The 26790-nt window shown below is 39.2% G+C and carries 21 protein-coding genes and 3 pseudogenes; 6 read left to right on the forward strand and 18 right to left on the reverse strand.

The window, feature by feature from the left end; genetic code table 11:
• Positions 1 to 139: 139 nt before the first annotated feature.
• From rfbD to AN944_RS03230, 14 genes and pseudogenes are all read right to left on the reverse strand, one after another.
• Positions 140 to 1042, reverse strand: a complete 903-nt coding sequence (gene rfbD, locus AN944_RS03170; protein ID WP_055023131.1) for a dTDP-4-dehydrorhamnose reductase — start codon at positions 1040 to 1042, stop codon at positions 140 to 142.
• Positions 1039 to 1671: a dTDP-4-dehydrorhamnose 3,5-epimerase gene (gene rfbC / locus AN944_RS03175; protein ID WP_327271723.1), complete on the reverse strand. Its 633-nt coding sequence runs from the start codon at positions 1669 to 1671 to the stop codon at positions 1039 to 1041. The genes rfbD and rfbC overlap by 4 nt, the downstream gene beginning before the upstream one ends.
• Positions 1658 to 2572 (reverse strand): glucose-1-phosphate thymidylyltransferase RfbA, encoded by a 915-nt coding sequence (gene rfbA / locus AN944_RS03180; RefSeq protein WP_055023132.1) that lies wholly within the window; start codon positions 2570 to 2572, stop codon positions 1658 to 1660. The genes rfbC and rfbA overlap by 14 nt, the downstream gene beginning before the upstream one ends.
• Positions 2572 to 3636, reverse strand: coding sequence for a dTDP-glucose 4,6-dehydratase (gene rfbB / locus AN944_RS03185; protein ID WP_055023133.1), 1065 nt, complete (start codon positions 3634 to 3636; stop codon positions 2572 to 2574). Before rfbB ends, rfbA begins: the two co-directional genes overlap by 1 nt.
• A gap of 142 nt (positions 3637 to 3778) precedes the next feature.
• The gene (gene glmM, locus AN944_RS03190) at positions 3779 to 5134 is read right to left on the reverse strand and encodes a phosphoglucosamine mutase (protein WP_055023134.1); all 1356 of its coding nucleotides are present in this window, start codon (positions 5132 to 5134) and stop codon (positions 3779 to 3781) included.
• A 476-nt stretch (positions 5135 to 5610) separates the two neighbouring features.
• The gene (cysC, locus tag AN944_RS03195) at positions 5611 to 6255 is read right to left on the reverse strand and encodes an adenylyl-sulfate kinase (RefSeq protein ID WP_055023135.1); all 645 of its coding nucleotides are present in this window, start codon (positions 6253 to 6255) and stop codon (positions 5611 to 5613) included.
• Positions 6256 to 6281: 26 nt separating this feature from the next.
• Positions 6282 to 8010: pseudogene (locus tag AN944_RS03200) on the reverse strand (SLC13 family permease).
• Between the two features lie 64 nt (positions 8011 to 8074).
• Positions 8075 to 8662: pseudogene (locus AN944_RS03205) on the reverse strand (nucleoside-diphosphate sugar epimerase/dehydratase); the annotation flags it as partial.
• 333 nt (positions 8663 to 8995) lie between these two features.
• Positions 8996 to 10162, reverse strand: coding sequence for a nucleotide sugar dehydrogenase (locus AN944_RS03210; RefSeq protein WP_055023137.1), 1167 nt, complete (start codon positions 10160 to 10162; stop codon positions 8996 to 8998).
• A gap of 130 nt (positions 10163 to 10292) precedes the next feature.
• Positions 10293 to 11287 (reverse strand): annotated as a pseudogene (locus tag AN944_RS03215) (DegT/DnrJ/EryC1/StrS family aminotransferase).
• A gap of 219 nt (positions 11288 to 11506) precedes the next feature.
• Positions 11507 to 11716 carry a hypothetical protein gene (locus AN944_RS21480; RefSeq protein ID WP_144430123.1) on the reverse strand — a complete coding sequence of 70 codons (210 nt, stop codon included), beginning with the start codon at positions 11714 to 11716 and terminating at the stop codon, positions 11507 to 11509.
• A 101-nt stretch (positions 11717 to 11817) separates the two neighbouring features.
• On the reverse strand, positions 11818 to 13431 hold the full coding sequence (locus AN944_RS03220; protein ID WP_055023138.1) for a hypothetical protein: 1614 nt from the start codon (positions 13429 to 13431) through the stop codon (positions 11818 to 11820).
• 106 nt (positions 13432 to 13537) lie between these two features.
• Positions 13538 to 14140 (reverse strand): mobile mystery protein B, encoded by a 603-nt coding sequence (locus AN944_RS03225; RefSeq protein WP_055023139.1) that lies wholly within the window; start codon positions 14138 to 14140, stop codon positions 13538 to 13540.
• Positions 14137 to 14649: a mobile mystery protein A gene (locus AN944_RS03230; protein WP_055023187.1), complete on the reverse strand. Its 513-nt coding sequence runs from the start codon at positions 14647 to 14649 to the stop codon at positions 14137 to 14139. The genes AN944_RS03225 and AN944_RS03230 overlap by 4 nt, the downstream gene beginning before the upstream one ends.
• Positions 14650 to 15218: 569 nt before the next feature.
• Between AN944_RS03230 and AN944_RS21605 the strand changes: the two genes are divergently transcribed.
• The 3 genes from AN944_RS21605 (at position 15219) to fic (ending at position 18851) form a co-directional block, all read left to right on the forward strand.
• Complete coding sequence (locus tag AN944_RS21605) at positions 15219 to 15356, forward strand: hypothetical protein (protein WP_160319072.1); 138 nt, start codon at positions 15219 to 15221, stop codon at positions 15354 to 15356.
• 495 nt (positions 15357 to 15851) lie between these two features.
• Complete coding sequence (locus tag AN944_RS03235) at positions 15852 to 17174, forward strand: ATP-binding protein (RefSeq protein WP_055023140.1); 1323 nt, start codon at positions 15852 to 15854, stop codon at positions 17172 to 17174.
• Positions 17175 to 17723: 549 nt separating this feature from the next.
• Positions 17724 to 18851, forward strand: a complete 1128-nt coding sequence (fic, locus tag AN944_RS03240; protein ID WP_055023141.1) for a protein adenylyltransferase Fic — start codon at positions 17724 to 17726, stop codon at positions 18849 to 18851.
• A gap of 370 nt (positions 18852 to 19221) precedes the next feature.
• On the opposite strand, the gene AN944_RS03245 is transcribed toward fic, so the two are convergent.
• The 4 genes from AN944_RS03245 to AN944_RS03260 form a co-directional block, all read right to left on the reverse strand.
• On the reverse strand, positions 19222 to 19722 hold the full coding sequence (locus AN944_RS03245; protein ID WP_055023142.1) for a GNAT family N-acetyltransferase: 501 nt from the start codon (positions 19720 to 19722) through the stop codon (positions 19222 to 19224).
• Positions 19713 to 19979, reverse strand: coding sequence for a DUF1778 domain-containing protein (locus AN944_RS03250; protein ID WP_055023143.1), 267 nt, complete (start codon positions 19977 to 19979; stop codon positions 19713 to 19715). Before AN944_RS03250 ends, AN944_RS03245 begins: the two co-directional genes overlap by 10 nt.
• Before the next feature lie 316 nt (positions 19980 to 20295).
• The gene (locus tag AN944_RS03255) at positions 20296 to 21147 is read right to left on the reverse strand and encodes a hypothetical protein (RefSeq protein WP_144430124.1); all 852 of its coding nucleotides are present in this window, start codon (positions 21145 to 21147) and stop codon (positions 20296 to 20298) included.
• 53 nt (positions 21148 to 21200) lie between these two features.
• Positions 21201 to 21533 (reverse strand): DUF2384 domain-containing protein, encoded by a 333-nt coding sequence (locus tag AN944_RS03260; protein WP_055023145.1) that lies wholly within the window; start codon positions 21531 to 21533, stop codon positions 21201 to 21203.
• Between the two features lie 210 nt (positions 21534 to 21743).
• Between AN944_RS03260 and AN944_RS03265 the strand changes: the two genes are divergently transcribed.
• The 3 genes from AN944_RS03265 to AN944_RS03275 are packed head-to-tail and all read left to right on the forward strand — an operon-like array spanning position 21744 to position 26779.
• Complete coding sequence (locus AN944_RS03265; protein ID WP_055023146.1) at positions 21744 to 22241, forward strand: hypothetical protein; 498 nt, start codon at positions 21744 to 21746, stop codon at positions 22239 to 22241.
• Positions 22234 to 23829 (forward strand): hypothetical protein, encoded by a 1596-nt coding sequence (locus AN944_RS03270; protein ID WP_055023147.1) that lies wholly within the window; start codon positions 22234 to 22236, stop codon positions 23827 to 23829. The genes AN944_RS03265 and AN944_RS03270 overlap by 8 nt, the downstream gene beginning before the upstream one ends.
• On the forward strand, positions 23822 to 26779 hold the full coding sequence (locus AN944_RS03275) for a hypothetical protein (protein WP_055023148.1): 2958 nt from the start codon (positions 23822 to 23824) through the stop codon (positions 26777 to 26779). The genes AN944_RS03270 and AN944_RS03275 overlap by 8 nt, the downstream gene beginning before the upstream one ends.
• The last annotated feature ends 11 nt before the right edge of the window (positions 26780 to 26790 follow it).

Raw genomic sequence — 26790 nt, forward strand, 5'->3', positions numbered from 1 at the left:
CTTAAAGTCTGATTAAAGCCTTTTTAGTTCACTTGTTACTCGTTAATTACTCAATTGAGTTATGTGGCTAAACAAGGCTTTTTATTGGTCGAGACTATTGGTCATGAAAACCAAAACAGTAAAAATAGATGTGGCTAAATTAGAGTTTTTCAACAAGCCGCTTTAAAGAGCAAGTCCAGTCAGGTGCAGTTATTCCCCAAACCTCTTTGATCTTTTGACAATCCAACACAGAATATTTAGGTCTTAGCGCTTTGGTATTTGCTTGCACAGCAAATGCCTCTGATGAAATAGCTACAACCTCAGGTTTAGAACTGATTTTTTTCTGCTGTAAAGCTTCATCCCAAATCTGCTGGGTTAACTCAAACCAAGTCATGGCAGCACTGCCACAATAATGAAATGTTCCCCAATCAGCTTGCCCTGCATCTATTGCCATCAACAGTTTAAATATCGTTGCGGATAAGTCATCGGCAAAGGTTGGGCAGCCTTGTTGATCTGAAATCATTGTTAACTGCGAATGCTGCTTAGATAACCTTAATACTGTTTTTGCAAAGTTATTGCCATACTGACTAACCAGCCAAGATGTACGGATAATGAGGTGTTGTTTTAATACCTCATTGATCAGTTTTTCACTTTGTAATTTGGTCTCGCCATAGGTATTAACTGGTTGAGTATCATCAGTTTCAAGATAAGGCGAAATTGACTCACCATCGAATACATAATCGGTCGATAGATGAATAAGTGGGATATTATGATGACTTGCCGTGTTAGTTAAATTGCTGGTACCAACAAGATTCACTTCTCGGCACAATTCAATATCTATTTCAGCTTGTTCTACATTAGTATAAGCCGCAGCATTAACGATAATGTCCGGTTTGAACATTGCCATATATCGTGACACTGAATCTGAATTACAAATATCAACATCAGATTTATTCGTTGGCTGGAGTTCGAACCTAGCACTGAGAAGTGATGAGTTTTGTTTGAAATAGGCAATTAAGCTTTGGCCTAATTGACCATCAGCGCCAACTAACCAAACTTTCACAGAACTAAATCCTTCGACATCTCACCCTTAAAAATCAAACCTTTCAGCACTAACTCTTCCAACGTCAAACCAAGCGTATCTTTGGTTGATAATATTGAGTCTTTAATCGGCCAATCTATTGCCAAGTCAGGATCATTCCAAAGCAAGCAAACTTCATGCTGAGGCGCGTAATAATCAGTGCATTTATATTCAACATTCGCAAGCTCTGATAAGGTTACAAAGCCATGGGCGAACCCTTCAGGGATCCAAATTTGGCGTTTATTTTCAGCCGATAGCTCAACACCAAGCCACTTGCCAAAACTCTTTGAGTCTTTACGAAGATCGACTGCCACATCATAGATGCTTCCCCGAGTGACACTAATGAGCTTTCCCTGAGGCTGTTGTCTTTGAAAGTGAAGGCCTCTTAGTACACCTCGTTTAGATTGAGACACATTACTTTGTACGAAAAGCTTATTAATATTCAATGCTTGCTGGTAGCGCTCTGCTTGAAAGCTTTCATAAAAGAAGCCTCTGTCATCATTAAATACTTGAGGTTCGATGATTTTAACATCCGCCAGTGATGTATCGATGATTTTCATGCCGTTACTATTACTGTTACTATTACTGCTACTGGTCTTATGACTTGTCATATGAATTGCCATGTTCTTGTGCGATAAGCATTAGATACTCACCATAAGCTGTATGCTGATGACGCTGAGCTTGTTTCATCAGTTGTTCGACATCAATCCATTGATTAATAAATGCAATTTCCTCTAAACAAGCCACTTTAAGCCCTTGACGTTTTTCTACTGTTTGCACAAAATGACTGGCCTCTAATAATGAGTCATGAGTACCTGTATCTAACCAAGCAAAGCCTCGACCTAAAATTTCAACACTCAATTGCTTTTTATTCAAATAAGCCGTATTCACATCAGTAATCTCCAACTCACCTCTTTGAGAAGGTTTAATAGACTTGGCGATACCAATAACGTCATTGTCATAAAAATACAAGCCAGTGACGACATGATTTGATTTGGGTTTTAACGGTTTCTCTTCAATATCGATAACTTGCCCTTCATCATCAAAACCTATTACTCCAAAACGCTCAGGCTCGCTTACTCTATAGCCAAATATCGTCGCACCAGATGGTTTCGACACCGCTTTTTTAAGTTGCTCACTAAAACTTTGGCCGTAAAAAATATTATCACCTAGAACTAATGCGACATTACTATCACCAATAAATGATTCACCAATTAAAAAAGCTTGCGCGAGTCCATCTGGAGAAGGTTGTGGCTCATAACTAATCTTAATCCCGAATTGTTCGCCATTACCCAGTAAGCGCTTAAAATTAGCAATGTCATCAGGACTTGAAATAATTAACACATCTCGAATGCCCGCCAACATCAGCACTGACAAAGGATAATAAATCATTGGTTTATCATAAACAGGTAACAGCTGTTTAGAGGTGCCAAAAGTAATAGGAAAAAGCCGGCTGCCACTGCCACCAGCAAGAATGATACCTTTATAAGCAGATGAGTTAATTTGTGTCATTAGTTAGCATTCACTCTGTCAAATGGCTTCAATTGATAACCTTCATCTATTATATTTTGGCACCAATCTAAGTGGGTTAAATACCATTGCACAGTTTTTCGTAAACCCGATTTAAAGGACTCTGTAGGCTGCCAACTTAGCTCTGTTTGTATTTTGGTGATATCAATAGCATAACGCACATCATGCCCGGGTCTATCAGCTACAAAAGTTATCAATTCAGCATATGATTTAAGTTCGCTTTTGCATGGTGCCAACTCATCTAATAACTCGCACACTTGGTGAACAACATCTAGATTTGTTATCTGATTCAAACCACCAATATTATACACTTGCCCTACTTTTCCTTGAGTGAGCACTTTAAATAATCCCCGAACATGATCGTCAACATGCAGCCAATCTCGCACTTGTTTACCATCGCCATAAATAGGTAAAGCTTTGCCAGCTAGGGCGTTTAAAATCATATGGGGAATGAGTTTTTCAGGATATTGAAACTGACCATAGTTATTCGAGCAATGACTCATCACAACGGGTAAACCATAGGTTCGATGCCATGCGTTGACTAAATGATCAGAGGAAGCTTTCGAAGCTGAATAAGGTGAACTTGGCTTATAGGAGGTTAATTCATTGAAAGCCGGCTCATCTTGGCTTAAATCACCGTAAACCTCATCAGTGGAGATATGAACAAAGCGAAAATTGTGCTTATCTTGCTCATTTAACGTTAGCCAATAATCTTTGGCTGCTTCTAATAACTTAAATGTGCCAACAATATTGGTCTCAATGAACGCTGAAGGACCATCTATGGAGCGATCCACATGACTCTCGGCAGCTAAATGCATTACAGCTGTAGGTTTGAAGTCCGAAAATACTTGCTTCAAAGAATCAGAATCACAAATATTACCATGTACGAAGTGATATCTAGGGTTAGTTTCTACACTCTTTAAAGAGGCTAAATTACCTGAATAACTTAACGCATCAAAATTCACTACGGTTTCATTGGTAGTGTCTAAAATGTATCGAATTAAATTTGCACCGATAAAACCCGCACCGCCAGTGATTAAAAGCATAAATGTCCTGTAAGAGCGTAAAGTGGCAACGAATAAACAACGGATTATATCAAACAAAACAAAAATGCCAGCGTAGATTACGCTGGCATTGTTAATTTTAATAGCTACATAAGCAAATTAAAGCTGATTCACAATCTGGCGATTAACCCGCAAGCTTTACCGCATCGGCAATACTTTGTGCTTGAGTTTGGGTCATTTCAGCGCAAGTAGACTCAACCATCACTCGAATTAAAGGTTCAGTGCCTGACTTACGCAGTAACACACGACCACGTTCACCCATAAATGCTTCAGCAGCTAACACTGCTTGTTTAACTGATTCAGTAGCGATAATCTCATCGGCATTATCGGCATTTAAGCGTACATTGATAAGCACCTGAGGCAGTTTAGTCATTCCAGCCTTAACATCTGCTAAGCTTTTTCCTGATTCAATCACCGCATCAAGTACTTGAAGTGAAGCAACAACACCATCACCTGTGGTTGTATGTTTTAAGCTTAAGATATGACCCGAGCCTTCACCGCCGAGTTGCCAACCAGTCTCTTTTAATTGCTCAACCACATAACGGTCACCCACTTTGGCGCGAACAAAAGGAATATCCATCTCTTTTAGCGCTAACTCAAGGCCTAAGTTAGACATTAAGGTGCCTACTACACCACCTTGTAATTCACCTTTAGCGTGTGCTGCTTGAGCAAGAATAAACAAGATTTCATCGCCATCAACTGCATGGCCATTATGATCAACAAACAAGACTCTATCGGCATCACCGTCTAACGCAATACCTAGGTCTGCTTCATGAACCATAACAGCCGTTTGCAGACTATCTAAGTGGGTTGCGCCACAACGTTCGTTGATATTAAGCCCATCTGGTTTGTCATTAATGCTAATAACTTCTGCACCAAGTTCAGCATACACTTCTTTAGCAATGTGATAAGCCGCACCATTAGCAGAGTCAACCACAATTTTAAGACCAGTCAATGATTTATCTTTATCAAATGTGCCTTTACAAAACTCAATGTAGCGACCTGCGGCATCTGATATACGACGTACCTTGCCCAATTTGTCTGAATCGACACACGTCATCGCACCATGATTAATCGCTTGATCAAGTAAATGCTCGATTTCTAATTCTTGCGCATCATTTAATTTGGTACCCGAGTTTGAAAACAGCTTAATACCATTGTCATAATATGGATTATGAGATGCACTGATCACCACACCTGCATCGGCTCTAAAAGTCGATGTTAAATAAGCAATCGCTGGCGTAGGCATTGGGCCAACGAGCGCGCAGTTAATGCCAGCCGCAGAAAAGCCAGCTTGCATTGCTGTTTCAAGCATATAACCACTAATGCGAGTATCTTTACCAATAATCACTTCTTTGGTGCCTGCTGACGCTAAAACCGTCCCAGCAGCCCAACCTAATTTCATTGCAAAAGACGGATTAATAGGGAACTCCCCCACCTTACCGCGCACACCGTCGGTGCCAAAATACTTACGAGACATTATTACTCCACTAAAAACTACAAGCTCGTGGCTCACTGCTGATGGCACTTAGCGCATAGCTAACAGCTCACTGCTCACTGCTCTTTTAAAAATCGAATGCTTAAATTCACTGCGGCTAAGTTTACCTAATTTTCAACCAAATTTAACCACATTTATTTACAGCACTTCATAGAGTTCAAATTATGTCGCCGCTACATCGAATTTCGGTGACTTACTTAGCATTAGCTAAACAACTTATCTGTAGCTGACATTGGTTGATTGTGAACATGACTCAACACGGTTAGGTAGGTCTTGCTAATCTCAGCAACTTTATAAGCGAAGGTTACAGAAGGCACTAACATTAGAGATTTTGGGGTAGGTTTTCTTGGGGTGATGTACGAATGCGCTGATACAGCAGTTAGCTATCTGTTGTCAGTTGTCAGTTGTCAGTTGTCAGTAATGAAATAGCATTAAACACACCAACAACTAACGGAATATTACTTTACAGTGATGTAGCGATGTTCAATTAAATAGTTAATCACTTGCTTGGCACAAACTTCAATATCGTTTTCTGCTGTTTTAACGTGGACTTCAGGAGTTAAAGGCGCGTCGTAATCTGAGTCGATACCGGTAAAATGTTTAATCTCACCTGCTCGGGCTTTTTTATATAAGCCTTTAGGATCTCGCTGATCGCAAATCGCTATAGGCGTATCAATAAACACCTCAATAAATTGTCCTTGGTTAAGCTGAGATCGCACCATTTCTCTGTCTTGTAAAAATGGCGAGATAAATGCCGTAGACACTATTAACCCAGCATCCACAAATAGCTTTGACACTTCACCAATACGACGAATATTTTCAACCCGGTCAGCATCACTAAAGCCTAAATCGCCATTTAAACCATGGCGGACGTTATCACCATCTAACACATAGGTTTTACAACCCAAATCATAGAGCATTTTATCTACAGCATTAGCAACGGTTGATTTACCTGAGCCACTTAACCCCGTAAACCACAACACTGCGGCGCTATGCCCATTGAGCTTGCTACGTTCATCATGGCTAACACTCGCTAGATGCCAAACAACATCAGTTGATTTTTCAGCGCTAACGTCAATAGACTGATAAGGCGTTTGTGACATGATAAATCCTTGTAATACTTAAGTTGTTAAAAAGGGAAGAAATAAGGCACAGCCAGAATGACAATAGCGCCATAAACCACACTGACCGGCAAACCAACTTTGATAAAATCGTTAAATTTATATTGACCAGCGTTGAACACCATTAAATTGGTTTGATAGCCATAAGGGCTAATAAAACTGCCACTGGCGGCAAATGCTACCGTCATTACAAATGGTAATACATCCACCCCGAAACCTAACGCTACACTGTAAGCAATTGGAAACATCAGTGCGGCCGCAGCGTTGTTGGTGACAAGTTCTGTCATGAACCAAGTTAAAAAGTAAATAATAATCAAAGCTAAGTAAACATGATTACTGTCAAAACCATCGCTTATCCAATCACCTAAAAAGCCAACAACACCAGCATTAGCCAATGCATGAGATAACAAAATAGCGGCAGACACAATTAACCAAATATCAATGGGCAGCCTACGCATGATTTCATTAACACTAATCGACTGAGATAAAATAAGACAGCCAAGTAAAATCACTAACCCTTGAAATAACTCGACCCATCCCAAAGCAGCTAACGCCACGGTAGAAACAAAACCGCCCACCGCTAACCAAGCCCGCCAACCACTTAGCCTGACTTCTGTTTCAACTCCGCTTAAAAAGATGAAATTTTTACTGATATTACGTCTAGATTTAAAATCTTCACCGACAGCAAGCACTAAAAAATCGCCCGCTTTTATGCATACCTCACCTAACTTACCTGACACTTGCTCACCATCACGCCTAATAGCCACAACAGCAGCATCGAACAAGGCTCTAAAGCCGACATGTTTCAGTGTTTTTCTAATTAAAATGCTTTCAGGTCGCACAACCACTTCAGTTAAATTAGCGGTTGTCAGTTCATTTTGGTGAGCAAAGGTTTTAAGGCCTGAGAACTGAGCCAGTTGCTCAACCTTAGTGATGTCACCAGAAAAAATTAATCTGTCATCTTGCCTAAGTATTTCACTAGGAGAAACAGGGCTGATTAAACACCCATCACGCACCACTTCAACCAAAAATAATGACTCTAAATTACGTAATCCATTGGTTTCGACAGTTCTTCCTATTAACTCAGAATGCTCAGTTATTTTGGCATCAATAAAAGTAGCCCTTACTACAATCAGAAACCGTCGTATTTTCAGGTAAAAATCGAACAGAAAATGCTAATACCCCACCACAACCAACAACCAATAAACAACCAATGGCAGTGAAGGAGAAAAACGATAACGATTGCCCTACCGTATCCATGTAAAGACTATTAATAATCAGATTTGTTGAGGTACCAATCAGTGTTAATGTTCCCCCTAAAATGGCCGCATAGGACAAGGGCAGCAATAATCGACTAGCAAAATGATGAGGGTTGTTTCGAATAGGCGAAAGCAGTGTGGCGACGACTGCAGTATTATTTAACAATGCAGAACTTATCGCCGTTAGCGAAAACAGTCGGATAAAAGTGCCCTTGTAACTTTTTAGGATTACTTTGGAGGCTATGATCCTCAATAGGCGAGTTTTTTCTAGTGCAAAGGAGCATATAATCAAAAGCACTAACGTAATTAACCCAGGATTGGCAATACTCGATAACAGTTGCTGCTGGGTCACTAAGCCTGAAGCTACTAATAGCAATAAAGTTACGCCAAAAACCACGCCAGGCCGATTCTGAAAGCGTAATAATGCCATGATAGTGGCAACAAAAATAAATACTGTAACGTAGGCTTCAAATGACATATAACAATGGTTCACGCTAAGTAAATAATAGGAATAAGAACATCACTAAAGGAGAGCATTAATCAATTATTGATGGTGAATGCACGTGTACACCTTGAATAACAGTCCCATGAAGTGCTTCATCATCATCAACAAAGGCGAAAGGATAATATTCATGACTCAACACTAACGAGTTAAGTAATTGACGGCCACTCACACCTGCCCCATAAATAATCACAGGTTCGCCATCTCGCTTTAATCCCGATCCAACCATTGACCGTATTAACGCTCTACTACCTCCAACAAACACCAGTGCAAACATAGCGTATATAACCGGAACAGTTCTAGGGAGAGAGGCATCTGTAAAATAAGATACAAATACTAAAGTGACAGTTGAAGTGACAATACCGAGCAAAATAGCCGTTATTGCTTGTAAACTCATATAACGCAGTACTGCACGATATAAACCAAGCTTAGCAAAAGCGAAAATGCTAAAAGGAATACTTGTGATAAGCAAAGCCCAGTAGTGCTTATTAAGTAACACACTGACATCATCAACTCTAACTAATAACGCAGCCCAAAAAGCAAAGCTTAGAAAAACAGTATCAATTGCGATACTCACTAACCGTTTCTGGCTTCGCTCTAAACGAAATAAACTTTGCAAAAAATCCATTTTCCGCTCCATAAACTTAAAAATCATATTGTATTACTTCTTTAAATACGTACGCCTCACCACTATACCATTTACAGGGTAATATGAATAATGCGAACAACTAGCTTAGGATATTATATGTGAGAGCATGAAAGAACACGAAGAAAAAACTTAACTTGTGCACTACTCTGGAATTGTAGGAATAAATGTGAACAAAAAACCGATGAGACACATTTTTATCGACTTTTTTGATCATGAGACAGAAAAAGTTAGCGCTAGTTTAAGTAAATCAATACTCTAGCGCTAAAATCATAATAGATAGATAGACCTATTCAACTAGGTTAACAACTAGTACTAATCTGAGCCGAATAAATCGCGAGTATATACTTTATCTGCAACATCACGAATTTCATCAACCATGCGATTTGAAACAATGACATCACAACTCGCTTTAAACTCTTCAAGTGATTTAATGACTTTAGAGTGAAAGAATTCCTCTTCTTCTAAAACTGGTTCATAAACAAAGACTTCAATGCCTTTTGCCTTTAAGCGCTTCATAATCCCTTGAACACTCGATGCTCTGAAGTTATCAGAACCCGACTTCATGATTAATCGATAAATACCAACTCTAGTTGGGTTACGCTTTAAAATTGATTCCGCAACAAAGTCTTTACGAGTCGTATTTGATTCCACAATTGCGCTTATTATGTTGTTAGGCACATCAACATAATTAGCACGTAATTGTTTAGTGTCTTTTGGTAAACAATAACCACCGTAACCAAATGATGGATTGTTATAATGATTACCTATTCGAGGATCTAATCCGACTCCTTCAATGATCTGGCGTGCATCTAATCCATGCAATTCAGCGTAAGAATCTAGCTCATTGAAGTAAGCAACACGAAGAGCTAAATAAGTATTAGAAAATAGCTTAACTGCTTCAGCTTCAGTAGAGTCTGTAAACAGTACTTCAATGTTTTCTTTAATCGCACCTTCAACCAAAAGATTTGCGAAAACTTGAGCCCGTTCGGAGCGCTCACCAACAATAATTCGCGAAGGGTGTAAGTTATCATATAAAGCACGGCCCTCTCGCAAAAACTCTGGTGAAAAAATTAAATTATCACAACCCAGCTCTTCTTTAATCCGAGCAGTATAACCCACTGGCACAGTTGATTTAATAACCATAATAGCATTAGGGTTTGTGGCCATCACATCTTTAATAACCGCTTCTACAGATGATGTATTGAAAAAATTAGTTTCTGGGTCATAATCTGTAGGAGTTGCGATGATGACATATTCAGCATTTTTATACGCATAGTCTTTATCAAGCGTAGCTTTAAAATTGAGAGTTTTATTAGCTAAGAAGTCTTCAATTTCAACATCAACAATTGGCGCTTTTTTTTCATTGAGCATTTCTACTTTTTCAGGGATTATATCAACCGCAACAACTTCATTGTTTTGAGCCAAAAGCATTGCGTTAGATAAACCAACGTAACCTGTACCAGCAACTGCTATTTTCATTTCTTTATAACCTCAATAATTTACTTCTGTGCCAGTAATAAGACATGCTTAAGAATTTGACATGTTTTATCTATTTCAGCCTCAGTCAATGTAGGATGAACCAAAAACATTATACTGGTTTCACCTAATACTAATGCATTGGGTAAACGATATTCAGGACGCCAAGGGGTATTATCAAAGGCTTTCTCAAGATAGATCTCAGAACAACTGCCTTGAAAAGCTGGCCCCCAAAAGCCATAATTTCATCCACAATACGATCACGACTCCAGCCTTCGGCTAAGTTCTCTGGCTTTACAAATAAATAATGCTTGTATTCTGCATGTTCAATATAATCAGGCACAACAACAGTTCTGACTACATTTATATCTGCCACAGCTGTGTCTATCGCTTTTGCATTTGATTGACGTTTAGCAGTCCAATCTAGCATTCGAGTTAACTGAATGCGCCCTATCGCACCTTGCATTTCAGTCATACGCCAATTAGTACCAAAGCTTTCATGTAACCAACGAAACCCTGGTGGGTGTTCTCGGTTATAAATTGCATCAAAGCTTTTACCATGATCTTTATAAGACCACATTTTAGACCACAACGTTTTGTCATTGGTAGTCACCATGCAGCCTTCACCACCAGTAGTCATAATTTTGTCTTGGCAAAAGACCAAGCACCAATATGACCAATAGTACCTACGCCCTGCCCTTTATATTTAGCACCATGAGTTTGGGTACAATCTTCAATCACATAAAAACCATGCTTTTCAGACAATGCCATAATGGCATCCATTTCAGCAGGCATACCCGCAAAGTGTACTACAATCACAGCTTTTGTGTTCGGTGTTAATACTGCTGCTATTGACTCAGCAGTAATCGTTTGGCTATTTAAGTCTACATCCGCAAATACAGGGTTCGCACCGGCGGTAACAATTGAAGAAGCGGATGCCAAAAAGGTACGAGGCGTGGTGATCACCTCATCAAGCTCTGTGCCTTTAAAAGCAGCACCTACCCCTAAGGCATTTAGAACCAAATCAAGCGCCAAAGTGCCATTACCCAGTGCAATTGCATAATCACAACCACACCAAGCCGCAAATTCAGTTTCAAAATGACGACATTCTTGCCCAGTCCAATAGATAGATAGTTAGGCCTATTAGGTGCTTTTGAAAACACTAGTTTTACTCACTAAATTCAACAACTTACATGCGCACCTCGTTTACCATGAGACGTTTATTTGTCTTAAAATGGCCATTTGAGACAGTTTACTCCTACCCTTCCCTGAGATTAAACGCGAATTTTACGCACACAAAATGCCACTAAAGCGACATTATTGATGACTATAAAATGCGTTTAAAGCCTATTTGTCATTTGGCTGAGTATCGATTTCACTCCATGCTGTCACGATTTGATGCGCAACACTTGCACATACACGCTCTGAGTCTTCACGTTCAATACCAATCCAATCTTGCTCTATTAACACCAAATACGTCGTCAGTTCATCAACTTTATACGCTTGGGCTAAGCGCATAACTTCAGTCTCATAATCTACATATTCATTTATAGTCATACTGCTAATGGCTGGTCTTCTAAAGCTGAACATGAAAATTGTTATTATAGGACGTTAAAAAGTGTCTGAGTTACACCTTACCGATCGTCATTAATTTGGGCTCAAGATATGTGTCGCTGCCAAGCTCTATTAACTTCTAATCTTTCTAAAAAAGATAGGTCAATATTTTTAATTATGTTTGAAAAATCCAAAATTGCTTCTTCATGCAATTGGTCTAAATTACAATCTTCATCAATCCCTATCACATCTGAGTGAAAGCACTCAGTCGCTCCCCAGTTTTTTAAGGGAGGAAAAAAAATATTTTCATTTGAATACTTTCTTAGGATATAGCTCTCTGTTAAGCAGGCATCAATAGAAGTACAATTTTTTATTATTTTTTTGGAAATATAAAGCCCTTCTCGTCTAAGTCGTGATTCGCTCCATCGCTGACGAAATGTCCCAGCAAACACCCCTATTTTATACGCTCTAACAAGTTGAGTTTCTACATCAGTGAACTCTATATAGTAAAGCTTTCTTGGCGAAGAAAAACCGATAGGGTTTTTCAATAAACACACTAGAGTGTGTCTTTCTTTTGCACATAGAAAACAAGATGTTTTTGCATTACAAATATTATCAATTGTTGGCCAGCTAAAATCATTAAAAGCACTTAAATCACCATGATGCTCACAAACGACGTTACAGCGGGTTTTAGCGCCTTTATAGTGACCTTTAAAATAGGGAACAAACATCCCTTTCTCTGATGCGACTATGTTTACGTACTCAAAAGCTTCTACTTCTGTCGGTGCATATATTTTTGAACATTTGGGACAATTACTGCCATAATTTAAACTTTCGAAAGTAGGTTCCCATTTATTCCCAAATTCACTACCCAAACCATGCTCTTTACATCGAACAATAGCTCGGCTTTGATTTCCCTCATAATTAATGGCCCCTTCCACTGATAATAATGGAAAGTTTTTTGTTATAAATTTATTTGTTCTTTCAATATTTTCATTCTCAGTATAAAAGGGACCTCGATTACAACGAGGACACCCTTGACCTTGAAGCAGTTTACTAATAGTCGGGAACCATTTAGCATTTAAATCCCAACGCCAACCATCTCCGTGGATTTGACAAGACACATAACATCGAGAGTGAATATTCTTAAATTTTTCAATTTTCAGCAACTTTAAATTATTACTACCTATTTTATTGTTTACTTGTTGAATGTATTCTTGTTCACTGTAACGATATGTTTTACTACACTTAGGACAGCCACTTATATTTTTACTATCACCACCAGATCTTCTTAAATGATTTAACCTTGGAGTCCAAGGAGTATTCCAGTCATTTCCCAGTCCATGAAGTTCGCACTCTATTAAACAAATAGATTTATCTAAAGCATATCCACCAATAAAACCATTCACCGTCAAAGTTGGTAAGTTGTGTTTTTTAAAATGTTGTTCTAGCTTTTTATTTACAGAATCTACAGCTTCAAGCTCTGATTCAGAATATCGCCCCGAACATTTAGGGCAACTGACACCATTTTGTCCTGATTTGCTTTTAGTTGATACGCTGCGGATGCTTGGTAGCCAAGGGGTTCCCCAGTCACAGCTTAAACCATGAATTTCGCATTCTATTAATACTTTGCTATCCCTGTTTACATAGTTCGGAATTGAGATGACTCTATATGTCTGATTTCCATCTCTTAAAAATTGATTTATAGATTCAATCATTTAATCAGGCCTTAGGTTAGTGTCTACAACACAGGGGAAACGCCAACAACATTTACTTTATAAAAATAAAATCGTGCCACTACACTATCCACTAGTGTTGTTTAAGTCAGTTACCAAGGTTCTCTAGGTATTTAACGAACGCAGTAAAATCACCTTTGTCTGCCTCCTTAAGGCAAGAGATATAAGCTTTGCGCTCTTCGCTCACTTTCTCTAGGTTGCCCTCTGCCCAGTTAATTGGTGGCTCCTCTAGCAGAACGATGCGAACTACATCGGTAAATATACGCGAGTGTCTGCCATTACCATTTGGGAAAGGATGAATCTCAACAAGCTTGTGCTGTATGCGTGCGCTGAGCTCTAGATTTGAGAAGTGTTTGAACTCTACCCAGCACTTAGCATCTTCTAAAAAGTTGTGGAGCTTGGGCCAGATTTGGAAGGGATCGCAGCCTATACTTAACTCTTTGTTTCGAATGGTCCCGGCCCAGGTCCAAACATCACCAAATAGGTTTTGATGGAGGGCAAGAACAAACTCAGCTGAGAAAATAGAATCCAGCGTTAGGCCTGAGATACCACTAACCCATTGCTGGCCTGCTAGTATATTGGATTGTTCAAGCTCGTTAAGTTGCTCTCTTGTTGTTACGTGTGGGTGTTTCAACCCTTCCATATCATCAGGATCAAGCGGTGTAGCAGCTTCTGGCTCATCAATGTTCAAAATACTTTGTATTCCTTATTTTTACCCCATAGCTTACGACCACCTGCACGCATAATTTCTTCGGCTAGTTCACTTATTAAGATATTTTCTTTCTCTTTGCTAACTGATTGCGCCTCTAGAAACATATTTTTAGATGCTTTCTTTACCTCTTCTTTCGCAAGCTTAAGCGCACGCTCTTGCATTGTGTCAGATACAGCCTTTTTAGGCTTTAGAGTGTATGAGAAGTCACAGTCTAGAGCTTCAGCTAGTTGCTTTAACTGATTTAGAGTTATGTCGCCATCAACCTCACGCCTTTCAAGGACTGAAATTCTATTTCTTGTCAAGCCAGCTCTATCTCCTAGCTGGGCGCCTGACATATCAAGAGCTTTTCTTACTGTCCTAATCCAACCCTCTTTAGGTGTTGAGGGGAATAGCGTTCCCTTAACTGCATCAACCAGTTCTCTGTACTGTCTTAAAACCGTTTTCTTAACGGGTTGTTGCTTGTGCATATTGCTTTGAAAAGAGTACATAGTAACCTCGCCCTCCATTATTCATGCCTTAAGTGTACCCAAAATGAGATACACCTTCCAACTTTACGTATTCAAATTTGATGACACAAATATGCTTTCTGTATCGAAATATTAATACAAACATACGGAGAATGTACTAAATATTGATTACAACTTGATAGGAAATGTATCACATTTAAGATACAGTTTTTGTTTTTCGTATTCACTTAAGGGTGCAGCTTATGATAAATGCATCCTAAAATTGATACAAAAAATGGTTTAACGTATTCAAATAAAATACATAACCATAGCTAGCGTAATCGGATTAAGATACAAAAGATGTAGTGGACAATGAATTCTGGCCACTACATTAGAGTCTGTCTAACCCATTTCTGAACAAAAACGCTTTACGAAGTTCTGAAAGCTTCCATATTTCAGATAACCTCAGCTATAACAATGTATAAGTATCACCTACAAGCTAGTGGCCAGTTTAAGTAATCCACTACAAATAGACTTACACAATCAATACAGAACATATTGAAGATGAACTGATTGTGAATATTTGGCGGTATCCAAATATGGAAGCAACAATGCAAAAGATTGTGATTAATAAAAATGGTGAGTACTGTATAAACCTAAGAAGTGCTCATGAGTTAGTTGAACTAGATGCTAATGACGTTATTAATCATTTAGCTGATGACACTGACCCTGTAGCAGATTCTGTGTAGCACCTAATGTCACATCACTTAGACCTACATCATTTACTTCGTCAAATGCATTTAAAGATATTGAGTTCACATCATTAATTGGTTTGTTATGTTTCATGCTTTGTCCCCTCTTTGCTACACTGATCTAATAATCTGGTCACAAACCCCGCCCTTTAAGTAACTTATATAAACCATCAATTTTAGCCTGGGACTTTATTGTCTAAAATTGGTTTTTTTAGACAGTTTAACCCCGCTCATTGCTGAGATTTAAAAGCTGAGTTGTTAACAAGTAAAGCGCAGCACATGACAGGTAATTCAGTTCACTATTGTGTGGTTTATTAGCAAATAGCTAAATTAGGTTCGGACAAGCCTATCCCTAGATATCCCCTTGTTCTGCTCATCTATAGCGCAGACAATTGTAAAGCACCAACATTTAATGCGCATAAAAATGTAAAAACTTGCTTTTTTATGCGCATTAAAGTGTAATGTGATTATATGTAAGTGCTGGAGTTCGTCATGCAAAGGTCATTACTGAATAAACTACTAGAGTGGAAAACGCGATCCGAACGTAAACCTCTGCTGATCGATGGTGCTCGTCAAACAGGCAAAACCTATCTGCTTCAAAGCTTATTGGGTAGTAAGTTTAATCGCACCTTACGGATCGACTTTCTTGAATCTCCCGAGATGGCTGATGCTTTTTCAGGTTCTCTTACACCCACAGATCTCATCTCTAATATTGAGCTACTGACAGGTGAAGAATTCGAGCCGACAACGGATCTGCTTTTATTGGATGAGATAGGAGAATGCCCCCGCGCAGTCACGTCGCTTAAGTACTTCGCTGAAAAAGCACCTCACATGTATATTGCAGCAAGTGGCTCTAATATCGGCTTGTTAGACAGCTTCCCTGTTGGCAAAGTCGAGCAGCACAACCTTCGCCCCCTCTCCTTTCATGAGTTTCTACTTGCATCTAATGAAGCCCCACTCATTAAAGCATTTGAAGGGCAGGTAAACAACGCAGCAGCACATACAAAATTATTCGACAAGCTTACTGACTACTACTTCACTGGCGGTATGCCTGAAGCGGTAAACAGTTGGTTTGCGCCAGCTAATGACAGTATTCTTGAGCGAATAGCGGCTGTGTCTCGTGTTCAAGCCGACCTAATATCCGGCTATCAGCGTGACTTTGGTAAGTACTCAGGCAAAGTCGATACTGGCTTGATTGAAGCTGTATTTAATAATGTTCCTTCTCAGCTCTCAGCGGTCATAGACGAGTCAGTCAAGCGCTTTAAGTTTAAGGGAATACATGAGCGAAAATCTCGTTACGGTGAGCTAGAAAGCGCAATTACTTGGTTAGAAAAATGCCGATTAGTATTAAAGAATTTCCCCATTGATGGCATGCCTAAAAGTCCACTCGCTGCCTATAAGAAAGATAATATGGTCAAGCTATTCCTGTTTGACGTTGGCCTTCTTAACCATATGCTAGGGATCAGCTACAAAGAGGTTAAGCAACAGGGCTTTGACTACAAGGGCTATGTTGCAGAAAACTTCGTGCAACAGGAATTAGCTGCACAAGGTATCGACCCAACGTATTCATGGGGTGATGCACGAGCTGAAATTGAATTTATTATTACTGATGATCAAGGTAGGGTTGTTCCGATTGAAGTCAAAAGCGGTAAGCGCACTAGAGCCAAGTCTTTAGTGTCATATATCACTAAGTGCCAGCCCCATAAAACAATAAAACTGACTGGTACTCAGGGCTCTCCAGCAACAGAAACAAAGAACCTCGTTGTCCCACTTTATTTCACTGAGTTTGCCGTGAAGGAATATTTAAAAAGATGAAGAAAGGTACCTATTTAGAAGCTTGGATAATGACTAATTGATTTACAGCCTTACTCTTATCATTCTAGCAATTATGCAGCGGCTTGAGTTCTATAGCTCAGGAAACTCTAGGATGGCCGCATCGTGCCAAAGCTTGCACTGCGAATATACGAAGCCAGTTTTAAATAATGGCAACATGATTTAAAACGGTAGTGTAGGCGCTTCGTTTAAAAAGTTTCTCTCGAGAAACTTTTGGCCTCTCACTATAAAGTTAGTACACAATGGCAACGGCCACCATATGCATCGTTATGTAGTGGCCAAATTAACTATCCCACTACAGTCGCTAAGTTGACAGTACCTATGAAATACGCATTTCTATACATATAAATTTAACCTGTATATATATCGCTGATTTCTATACATGTTGATACCAACGACACAATCACCTATTTATCGCAATATATGTCGATTAATTTGAGTTTTATAAACATGATTGCTTTACATGTCGATTGAATCGACATAAGCTCACTGAACTATCTATTTATGTCGATAAAAGAAGGTTTTTTAAACATGAAATGGCAAGCTGACCAAGCATACAACCATTTACCCCCGCTACCGCTAGATAGCGAACTTGGGGAGTTAGCCGAAACCTTACCCATACTCAAAGCCTGTATTCCAGCCCGTGCCGCCCTTGCTGAATTAAAGCAAGCGGGTGAACTTCTGCCAAATCAAGGTTTGCTCATCAATTTACTGCCGCTACTTGAAGCGCAAGGCAGTAGTGAGATTGAAAACATTGTCACCACTACCGACAAGCTATTTCAGTACGCCCAAGAGGACAGCCAAGCTGACCCCATGACTAAAGAGGCACTACGTTATCGCACTGCCCTTTACCAAGGCTTCACTGAACTAACCAGCAGACCATTGTGTATTACCACCGCATTAGAAATTTGTAGCACCATCAAATCTGTACAAATGAATATACGTAAAGTGCCTGGTACTAGCTTAACCAACCAAGCTACTGGACAAATTATCTATACCCCACCAGCAGGCGAGACAGTTATTCGAGATCTACTCAGTAACTGGGAGGCCTTTTTACACAATCAAGATGATATAGACCCACTGATTAAAATGGCGATGGCCCATTACCAGTTTGAAGCTATTCATCCTTTTATTGATGGTAATGGCCGTACTGGACGTGTACTCAATATTCTTTATCTTATTGACCAACAATTGCTTAGTGCACCTATCCTGTACCTGAGCCGTTATATCGTCGCTAACAAGCAAGATTATTACCGCTTATTGCTAAACGTGACCACTAAGCAAGATTGGCAAGCGTGGATCATCTTTATGCTTAATGCCGTTGAACAAACAGCCAAGTGGACCACCCATAAGATAGCCGCAGCCCGTGAGCTTATCGAGCACACCACTGAATATGTGCGCCAGCAGTTACCTAAGATTTATAGCCATGAGCTAGTACAAGTGATTTTTGAGCAGCCTTATTGCCGCATTCAAAATCTGGTCGAAAACGGCTTAGCAAAACGTCAAACTGCCTCTGTCTACTTAAAACAGCTATGCGATATTGGTGTGTTACAAGAAGTGCAATCGGGTAAAGAGAAGCTATTTGTTCACCCTAAATTTGTCACCTTAATGACCCAAGACAATAATCAGTTTAGCCCGTACTTTACGAATAGAAACTAAAACCCAATGTCACCAATGGCAAGCAAACGACTAAATCAATGAATTTGAAATGTGCAGGTAAGCTAACCTGCACTAACAATTTTACCGAATAAGAATGAGGATACTGTCAACTTATCTGAAATCGACAACTGAAGCTGTAAATTTTAGCCTTAAGCTAATTTCTGTACACAACTAACCTGCATCCATTGAGAAAAGATCTATCATGTAGAGTTCGATAATGCTTAGCTTGTAGTAGATTGCTCAGGTCTAATTCCATCGGACACTTAATGTTGAGACAGTATGGTCAATAAATTAAGAGGTCGTACTGGGTTAATATGGGCAAAGTCTCATGCGGATTGGTATTAAACGATTGGTGTGGTTTGCTAGATGGTTACTTTTGAGCCGCTTCAATATCTTTTACTCTAGCCATAAGCACCATAGGATCAAATGTGGAGTCTTTGAAACCAAATCTGGTGTAAAATTTTTTGGCAGAGTCGTCGATAGCGTGTACAAGAATGCCCGGTCCGCCGACTACGTTCATAGCATGAACAGACCTTTTGACACAGTCTTTCAGAAGACCTACACCGATGCCTTTTCCGTGATGGGAGTCATTGACGGCTAATCTTGCAAGAACAATCATTGGTATTGGGTTGGGGCTGTTTCTTCTTAGGGCTGCAATCGCGGCTTCACGCTGAACAGACCCCATAGCAACAGCGTAATAGCCAATGACCTTTGCAGTGTTAGGATCGGTGACAATATAAACTTTTGCCTTATTTCGTTGTTGACTCTTTAGTGCCTTTTTTACTAGCCAGTCATTTAGCTCCTTCCTACCACAATCAAAATCAGATAAATCATGAGTTTCTGTAAGCAATTCAGGTGCAGTTATTCCCAAGGTGATTTCCTATTCATCAACTCTACCATACCTTTATCAACGGCTGGTTCTGCGTCTAATGCTTGCTCAAATGCAGCAAAGGCTTGTTCGTCCAGAGCAAAGTCTCTTTGTGAAGCAATAACTTGGTGAGCTTGATAAAGTGCTGCTTGTTGGATAAATACAGAACGGTCAACCTTTAGTAAATTAGCCGCAGCATCAATGATATTACGAACAGACGGCTCTACTCGCATATTTATAGGTGCAGTTTTAGTAGCCATGTCAGCTCCCGTATATTAATTAGATACACATATTATTGTGTATCTATTGGATACACATAAAGATTTAACCATAGGTAGAGAGTAATAGAGCCACTATTTTAGTGGCTCTTGTCATTTCTAGCATTCAAAAAAGAAAAAGCTACGAAAACGCATAGTTTTATTATCGTGAGATTAACTTGTAGTACTGATAAGGTCGTTTGAAATTATGTTTCCAACTTAACAACAAAGCTATGCAAAAATAATTCACCCATAATGAAATTCAAGCCAAACATCTCTGATTAGGCCGCTAAAATCACTCAACCACTACTAACTTATGTCAAAACCCAAGCTTGATTAACCTATCTATCGCTTGCTTTGTATAACGTCTGGCGAGCAAGTCTAAATATGCTGGGTTTTGTGTTTTAGGTAAAAAATCATCCATAAAAGTTGCAGGACGAATTAACGACAGTGTTTGATTATTTTTACAAATGAGATCAACGGTTGGTGCCCCATCATAATCCACACCATAAATAATATACGTTGCCGGTGTTTGTGCATTTAGATAATCATTAAGCTCAGGGGATAAATCATTTAAAAAATCCCGCATAACACAACGAGCCCTAGAGGATTGCTTATTATTACTTTCATTATTAGTGGCAAACTCGACTGACACATAACCCTTTTGATTGTCGCATTGGTAAGTATTGAGTTGCAGTTGGTATGGATACCGCTGCTCAATCCAGCTGTTCACATTTTCTTCTACTGTTGACAAAATAAAATGCATCGCGGTATACAAGGAGCCATAATAAAAAGTGCCATCAATATAAAGCCTCACCCAATCACCACAAAACTTGCTGATGTATTTATCAGGCGCCTTTGCGATATATTTTGGGGTCTCCATTTCTGCTAATATCGCGTCATCAAGGGATTCTTGATATTGCCAATAGGGAATATCATAACTAAGCAAATCAGGGAAATCACAAATATCCCTCTCAGGTCGAAAGGGTTCATTCATGGTTAAGTGGTCTTTGCCTTTTACATACAGCTTTTGGCATTCGGCAATATACTCTTTCTTCTGCACATCGCTTGCTTCAAGGTACACATTATCCGCATCATCACTATTAAGGCTCGCAATGCCAGGAAAGTATGCCTCTAAAATCTGCTGCTTTTTATATTCTAGGTCCATCATATTTCCCCCCTAATGTGCAGAACGTTAAAAATTCCCCAAATTTAAAACATGGTTCATAACAGCTTCAAAGTACTATGCTCCCCTTCCAATAAAAGCGAAAGTGGTGTTTGACCGTTAAATAATAAGTGCTGATTTTTCATTGTCATGAAGCCGTAAACATTATCTGGATTTGAAAAAACCTGTCTTAACCCGCCATGGATATTCAAAATGTAGCTTATACGTATGACTTGATCTTGAGTTAAGTCACTTTGATTAGCGGCGCTGATGTCGTCTTTATTCTTAAAGCAAAGTAAGACTGATATTTGATTTTCATTACAGCCCCATTTATCAAGTATTTTTAAAACGGCCTTAAGTCCGACTTTAAAACCTTTCTGTGTAAGCTCCATACCAGCCTCCTACAAAAAACCAAAAACATATTCTTGAAAACTTAAGCGACTAATAATCACAAAAGTAAACTTGCTAAAAATAGAATAATAATCAAAAAACACTGTTGATTTATAAACCAAACAACTGTATAAATCAACAGTGCAAGTAATTAATAACTAAATAAATGCATCTAAAAATAAGGACATAAGATGACTTAGGAGAATATTGTTATGCCAAAGACAAAAAAGTTGCCGCTAAACTCACTTGAATGGCACCAGCATCCAAAGCTCACAACTTTGTTGTCTGGCGATTGCCATCAGCTATCGACGCTTCCCGATCTTCAGTTTATTAGCTTTGCACAACTGCAGAGTATTCTTGATTCCTGCCCAATCCCTGTAGTGAAAAGAGCAAAAGTTGATGCTTATTACTTATTGGCTCCAATGCCCATCTTAAAACAGCTACTTGGTCATCCTGATTCCCATAAACTAACAGCATCATTAAATATTTATAGCGAACCCGAACCGACATTATCCACCCTAGCCTTAATTAAACCCGCATTGTTTTACCAAAAATATAAACGACTTCCTGAGATATTGCATAGCCGACTTGATAAAGCAAAATCAATGAACTTAGTCACTCCAAATAAAAATCAAATAAGTCAGCTAGCCCAAATATCTCCTTCTGCTTTTCGTAAAATAACCCACTCACAAGGGGGCAGCCATGGGTAAGTCGAGTTCTATCGCCAAAAAAAATCGCCAACGAAACGCCGGTGGAGTGATGCCCGACCCCATCAAAATTGCAACGGCGCTCATAAAGCTTTTTAGCACGTTGAACAATAGAAACTATAAAAAAGTGAACAAAGAAAAGTTTCTCGTCGTTATTATCTATTTATGGCTCACTCAACGGCTAACAAAAGATAAGACCAACGATAAAAATGCTAAACCCGCCGATTTTTTTATCCCTGACTGTATTCGTGTAACAGGCAGTGAAGAGTGCCAAGAACATGCTTTTAGAACGGTCAAAGACGGTAGTCACTCTTGGGCTGAATATGCTCAACCCTACCCCACAAAACAAGGTGAAGTATTTCTCTGGCAACCAATACCTAAAGGGTTAAATGCATTGTTTAGGCCGTTTATTTCAAAACAACGATATAACACGCCTTGGCTATCAAGAAGTGAGAAAAATTTAATTATTGAGATACTGACTAAAAAATGGAGAAAATCAACATCTGTTATAGGATTTCCAAGCGCAAGAAAAGACAAATTATTCAATTACTTCACAAATTGCATTCTGGTTGATAATGAGCTTTCAAGCACGAGTAAATATGTCTTGCTACGAGAGCACAAATTGCACCACCGAAACGCCAAAGCGTATCAATCAGAAGACAGTGATCGGATCCGCTATCGAATATATCAGGCGCACGAACGTTATCTAGAGCATATTTTTACTCAAGTAAGGTTGTTCAATTGGGAAGCGATGCTTTCAATTAACTCCTCAAATAAAGAACAAAAATCAGAACTCTACTTAATCAATAAACACCGAGGGCAATCATTGCCAGATGAACTCATCGAAGAAGGCAGAATTGCCCAACTGCGTAAAATACAATACCAAGGAGGGACTGAGGAAAGAGCTGATATTCCGATCCAAATAGGCAGCTCAAGAGTACTACAAGAACATGAAGTCACTCATTTTTTTGCTTCATTACATGATGAAATTATTCGCTCTAAGCCTGTTGGTAAAGTTGAATTAAGTCAGCATATTGAATATTACAACTTATGTACTTACCACCTTGCTTTACTGTTTGTATTTCTCACTGGTGTTCGTCCAACTCATGCGATTTCAATTGAAAAGGAACGTTGTTACAGATTAAGTACCTGTGCCGTCAGTGATAAAGGGCGACTGAGGCAAATCATTTTATGTGATTACTTTAGCCAACAGCTCAGACTCTACCTCAGTTTACAACGCTCATTAAGCACTCACCTTTCCAGCTCATTTAACAGTCCTTATCTATGGTATTTATGTGATCCTAGTGGACAAGCTTGCCCATTAACGGCTAAAAAGTTAAAGCTATTTATGCATGACAGATTAAAAAATAAAACCCCCTACATGCTGAGGCACACTTTTGCTCAATGCGCACTAACCAGTGTTTATCCTATCAGGCTAACAACCAGTCAGATCGACCGATTAATGGGGCATTCAGAATATGGTGAGCACTTTGGAAGTGATCATCTTTTTCCTGCAAACTTAACCACGATAAAGCAGCATTTAAACAGTTTGGCTAGTCGCTTTGACATCAAAGAGGTTTGCTATGTCTAATCGGTTTAATGGCTTAATACCTGCCGACATTATTCACTTTTATCAACGTGGGGGTGGCACTTGCGCAGAAGAGGAGGAACTTTTATGGGTTATTGATCATTGGCCTGATAGCATGATGCCTGCAAGTGAACAATCTGCATACCAACGCGAAGTCACTTCTGATGAAATAAATTACTTAAGAAAAATCATCAAGACAATCCCTACAGGGAGACAAAAAAAGCTTAGAAATGCACTCAATGATCTACTCTGCTATTTAAGCGATGCACTTCACTGGCAAGTACCACCTGAAGTCGTTAATCAGTTAAAAGATAAAGATTTACAGTGGTTTGATCAGCTCAACCAATTTTCCCATCAAGCAGGTATACTTCAAGATGGATACGAATCGATTCGTACTCAATATATTAAAGTACGCCCGGCTGTAAGTAGTGAATTTACCGCTTTAGTTATTGGTTTAGAGGTCGCCCCGCTTTCAATTGAGTATCTAGCACATGTTCTCAATGAACCTAGCAGTATCAAACAAGAAGGCACTTCGCTTTACCTTGATATCACTCACTTAGCAAAAAAAAGTAAACTACAGCAAAAGCAGCATTTCACCCGCTATCATTTACCTTTGTTTGTATACCGTGTTTTACAGGACTATTACGCAACAACCTTTGCCAATGATAAGCACTCAACTTTAGACCATAAGAACAAAAAAGTAACTGCTAGCCAATTGGTGCGTAAACTTAATCTATATACACCAGTAACGCCTTTTTCGTTACCAGAGCTAAATGCTCAAAAATGGCACCTGCGCCTTCAATCGGTTTGGCTATATAGAGACAATATCGTACCGAGTTTTTTAAAAGACATTCGTGACCCAGAAAGGCATGTTGCGTTTAATAAACCAATCATCAAAACAAAAGAAAAGCATCTTGCCTTAACAGCCATTTATCAAAAGGATTGGAATGAAAATTGGTTTGAAGGGCTCAGCTCAAAAGCCAAAGTTAATCGATGGCCACATAAAACATTACGAAAAACATCGTTAAACAGCTCACAAAAGGCAGCACTAGCGCCAGAGTGGAACCCACATAACATATTGCCAGCAATGCTTTTTCATTATAAAGCTGATTTAATCAAGTATGGCGGTGTCATTAAAGAAACGTTGTCTGATGACACAATTAATGCATATACCAATATTGAACAAGTTTTTGAAGATAACCCACTACCTTACGAAAAAACACTTGATAGTGACGCATTGCACTTATGGGCGCACACGGTTTATGACAGCTTAAGCAATGAGGGACATCAAAAATATGTTCACTACCTTTTTCGCTTTATGAGTCACCATCCTTTAACCGAGAATTTAGATATTTCAGAGTTTGATCCACCAACATCCCCCCCCAGTGTTGACCCTAATTACCTCACATTAGCGGAATTAGACGAAGTCATTAACGCCTTGCTCACGCAAGACACTGGAGAAATGATGCAACGACTGTTCTGTGCCGTAGCCTGCATCATTGGCTACTTTGCAATGTTACGCAGAGGGGAAGTATTACGCCTTAGGATTCAAGATATCTTCTGTTACAGCACAGACAAACAGCAGTTTCATTTTGATATCAGAGAAACCACTGAAGGCAGTACAAAAAATAAAAGTGCCAGAATGGTACATGTCGTGATCCCCGAAGAATACGCTTGCTTAGTCAGGATGGTTATCGACATCAAGCAATCGGCCTCCGTAAATGAACCATTAATTGGGTTTGCAGATGAAAAAATGCATTCTAGGCAGTTACACTATCTACTCCCTATTACCAGAGCAATTAAGGCTGTTGCTGGTGAGGATGTCAGATTTCATCACCTTCGCCACAGTGGCATTTACCTTTTTATGCAACAGGCACTGCATCTCGCTTATGAAATATCACCTAATGAAACCACCGATGAAAGCTATTTACCTCGTTTACTCAGTCCAAGCGCCATAGCAAAGCGATTTCATTATTGGGTAAAAACCAAGCATTTCTCACAATATAATGACAATTTATTACTAAGTGAAATTTGTCAGCAAATTGGGCATAAATACTACTCCACAACCCGTTGGTCTTACCTTCATGGTATTGATTGGCTATACCCTTTTTACCGCTATGGCTTTGGCGAGAGACAACAACGTGAATTTAACCACAATGAGTTAAAGTACTTGCTAAGACTTAGTCCTACATCAAATGACCTATCACGCCAACTCAGTCTAATTAATACTGATTATCGGGATAAAATGCCTAGTCAGAAGCAACAAGACGCTATTCTATTGACTGAGGTAACGCTCAAAAATTGGTTATTTAAAGCATCGCAAAAATCAACGTTAAGCATACCTGCAGTTCAAGATTTGCCACCCACTGACTCCTATGACATCGCACGCAATGACTTAGCATCTATTTGGCTTTCAAGCTGCGCCTCATGTCCATCAGGCCATTTTCTAAATGATTTATTAAAGCAAGTACGCTTAGGAGAATTAAATTGGAAAATGTTCAGTCTAATTTGGCAACGTTCAGGAAAGCACACCTATCAGCCATTAACTAAAAAGCAAAAAACAGCATTGTCGCTTCTTCCTGCTTTTGTACTCGATAGCAATAATCAAGCTGAGTTTCCTTTGCACATTATCTTGGCATGTAACAGTAAGAATGCTCAACTGATCACTCGCGTTTTTAGGACTCATCAATGGCACTGGTTATCCCTTGATTTTGAATTAGTCTGCAATCGAAAGACCAACATTCAAAGACAAGAAACACTGCTTAAAGAACAATTTATGATTAAAGGCGAAACCTATCGCAGCATTACACAATCAACTGGAAATAGTCATTTAATCATTACTTTTAAATTGAAGTTAAACACTAAAAATAAGGCAAAGTCCCAGCCCTCGCTAGACCGAGGTATTTATCAGCATTTACATCAGTTTTTAACAAACTTCCAATCACTTCAGTAGAAGAGGTATTT

It is taken from the genome of Shewanella sp. P1-14-1 (assembly GCF_001401775.1).
In the GTDB taxonomy this organism is placed as follows: Bacteria; Pseudomonadota; Gammaproteobacteria; order Enterobacterales; family Shewanellaceae; genus Shewanella; species Shewanella japonica.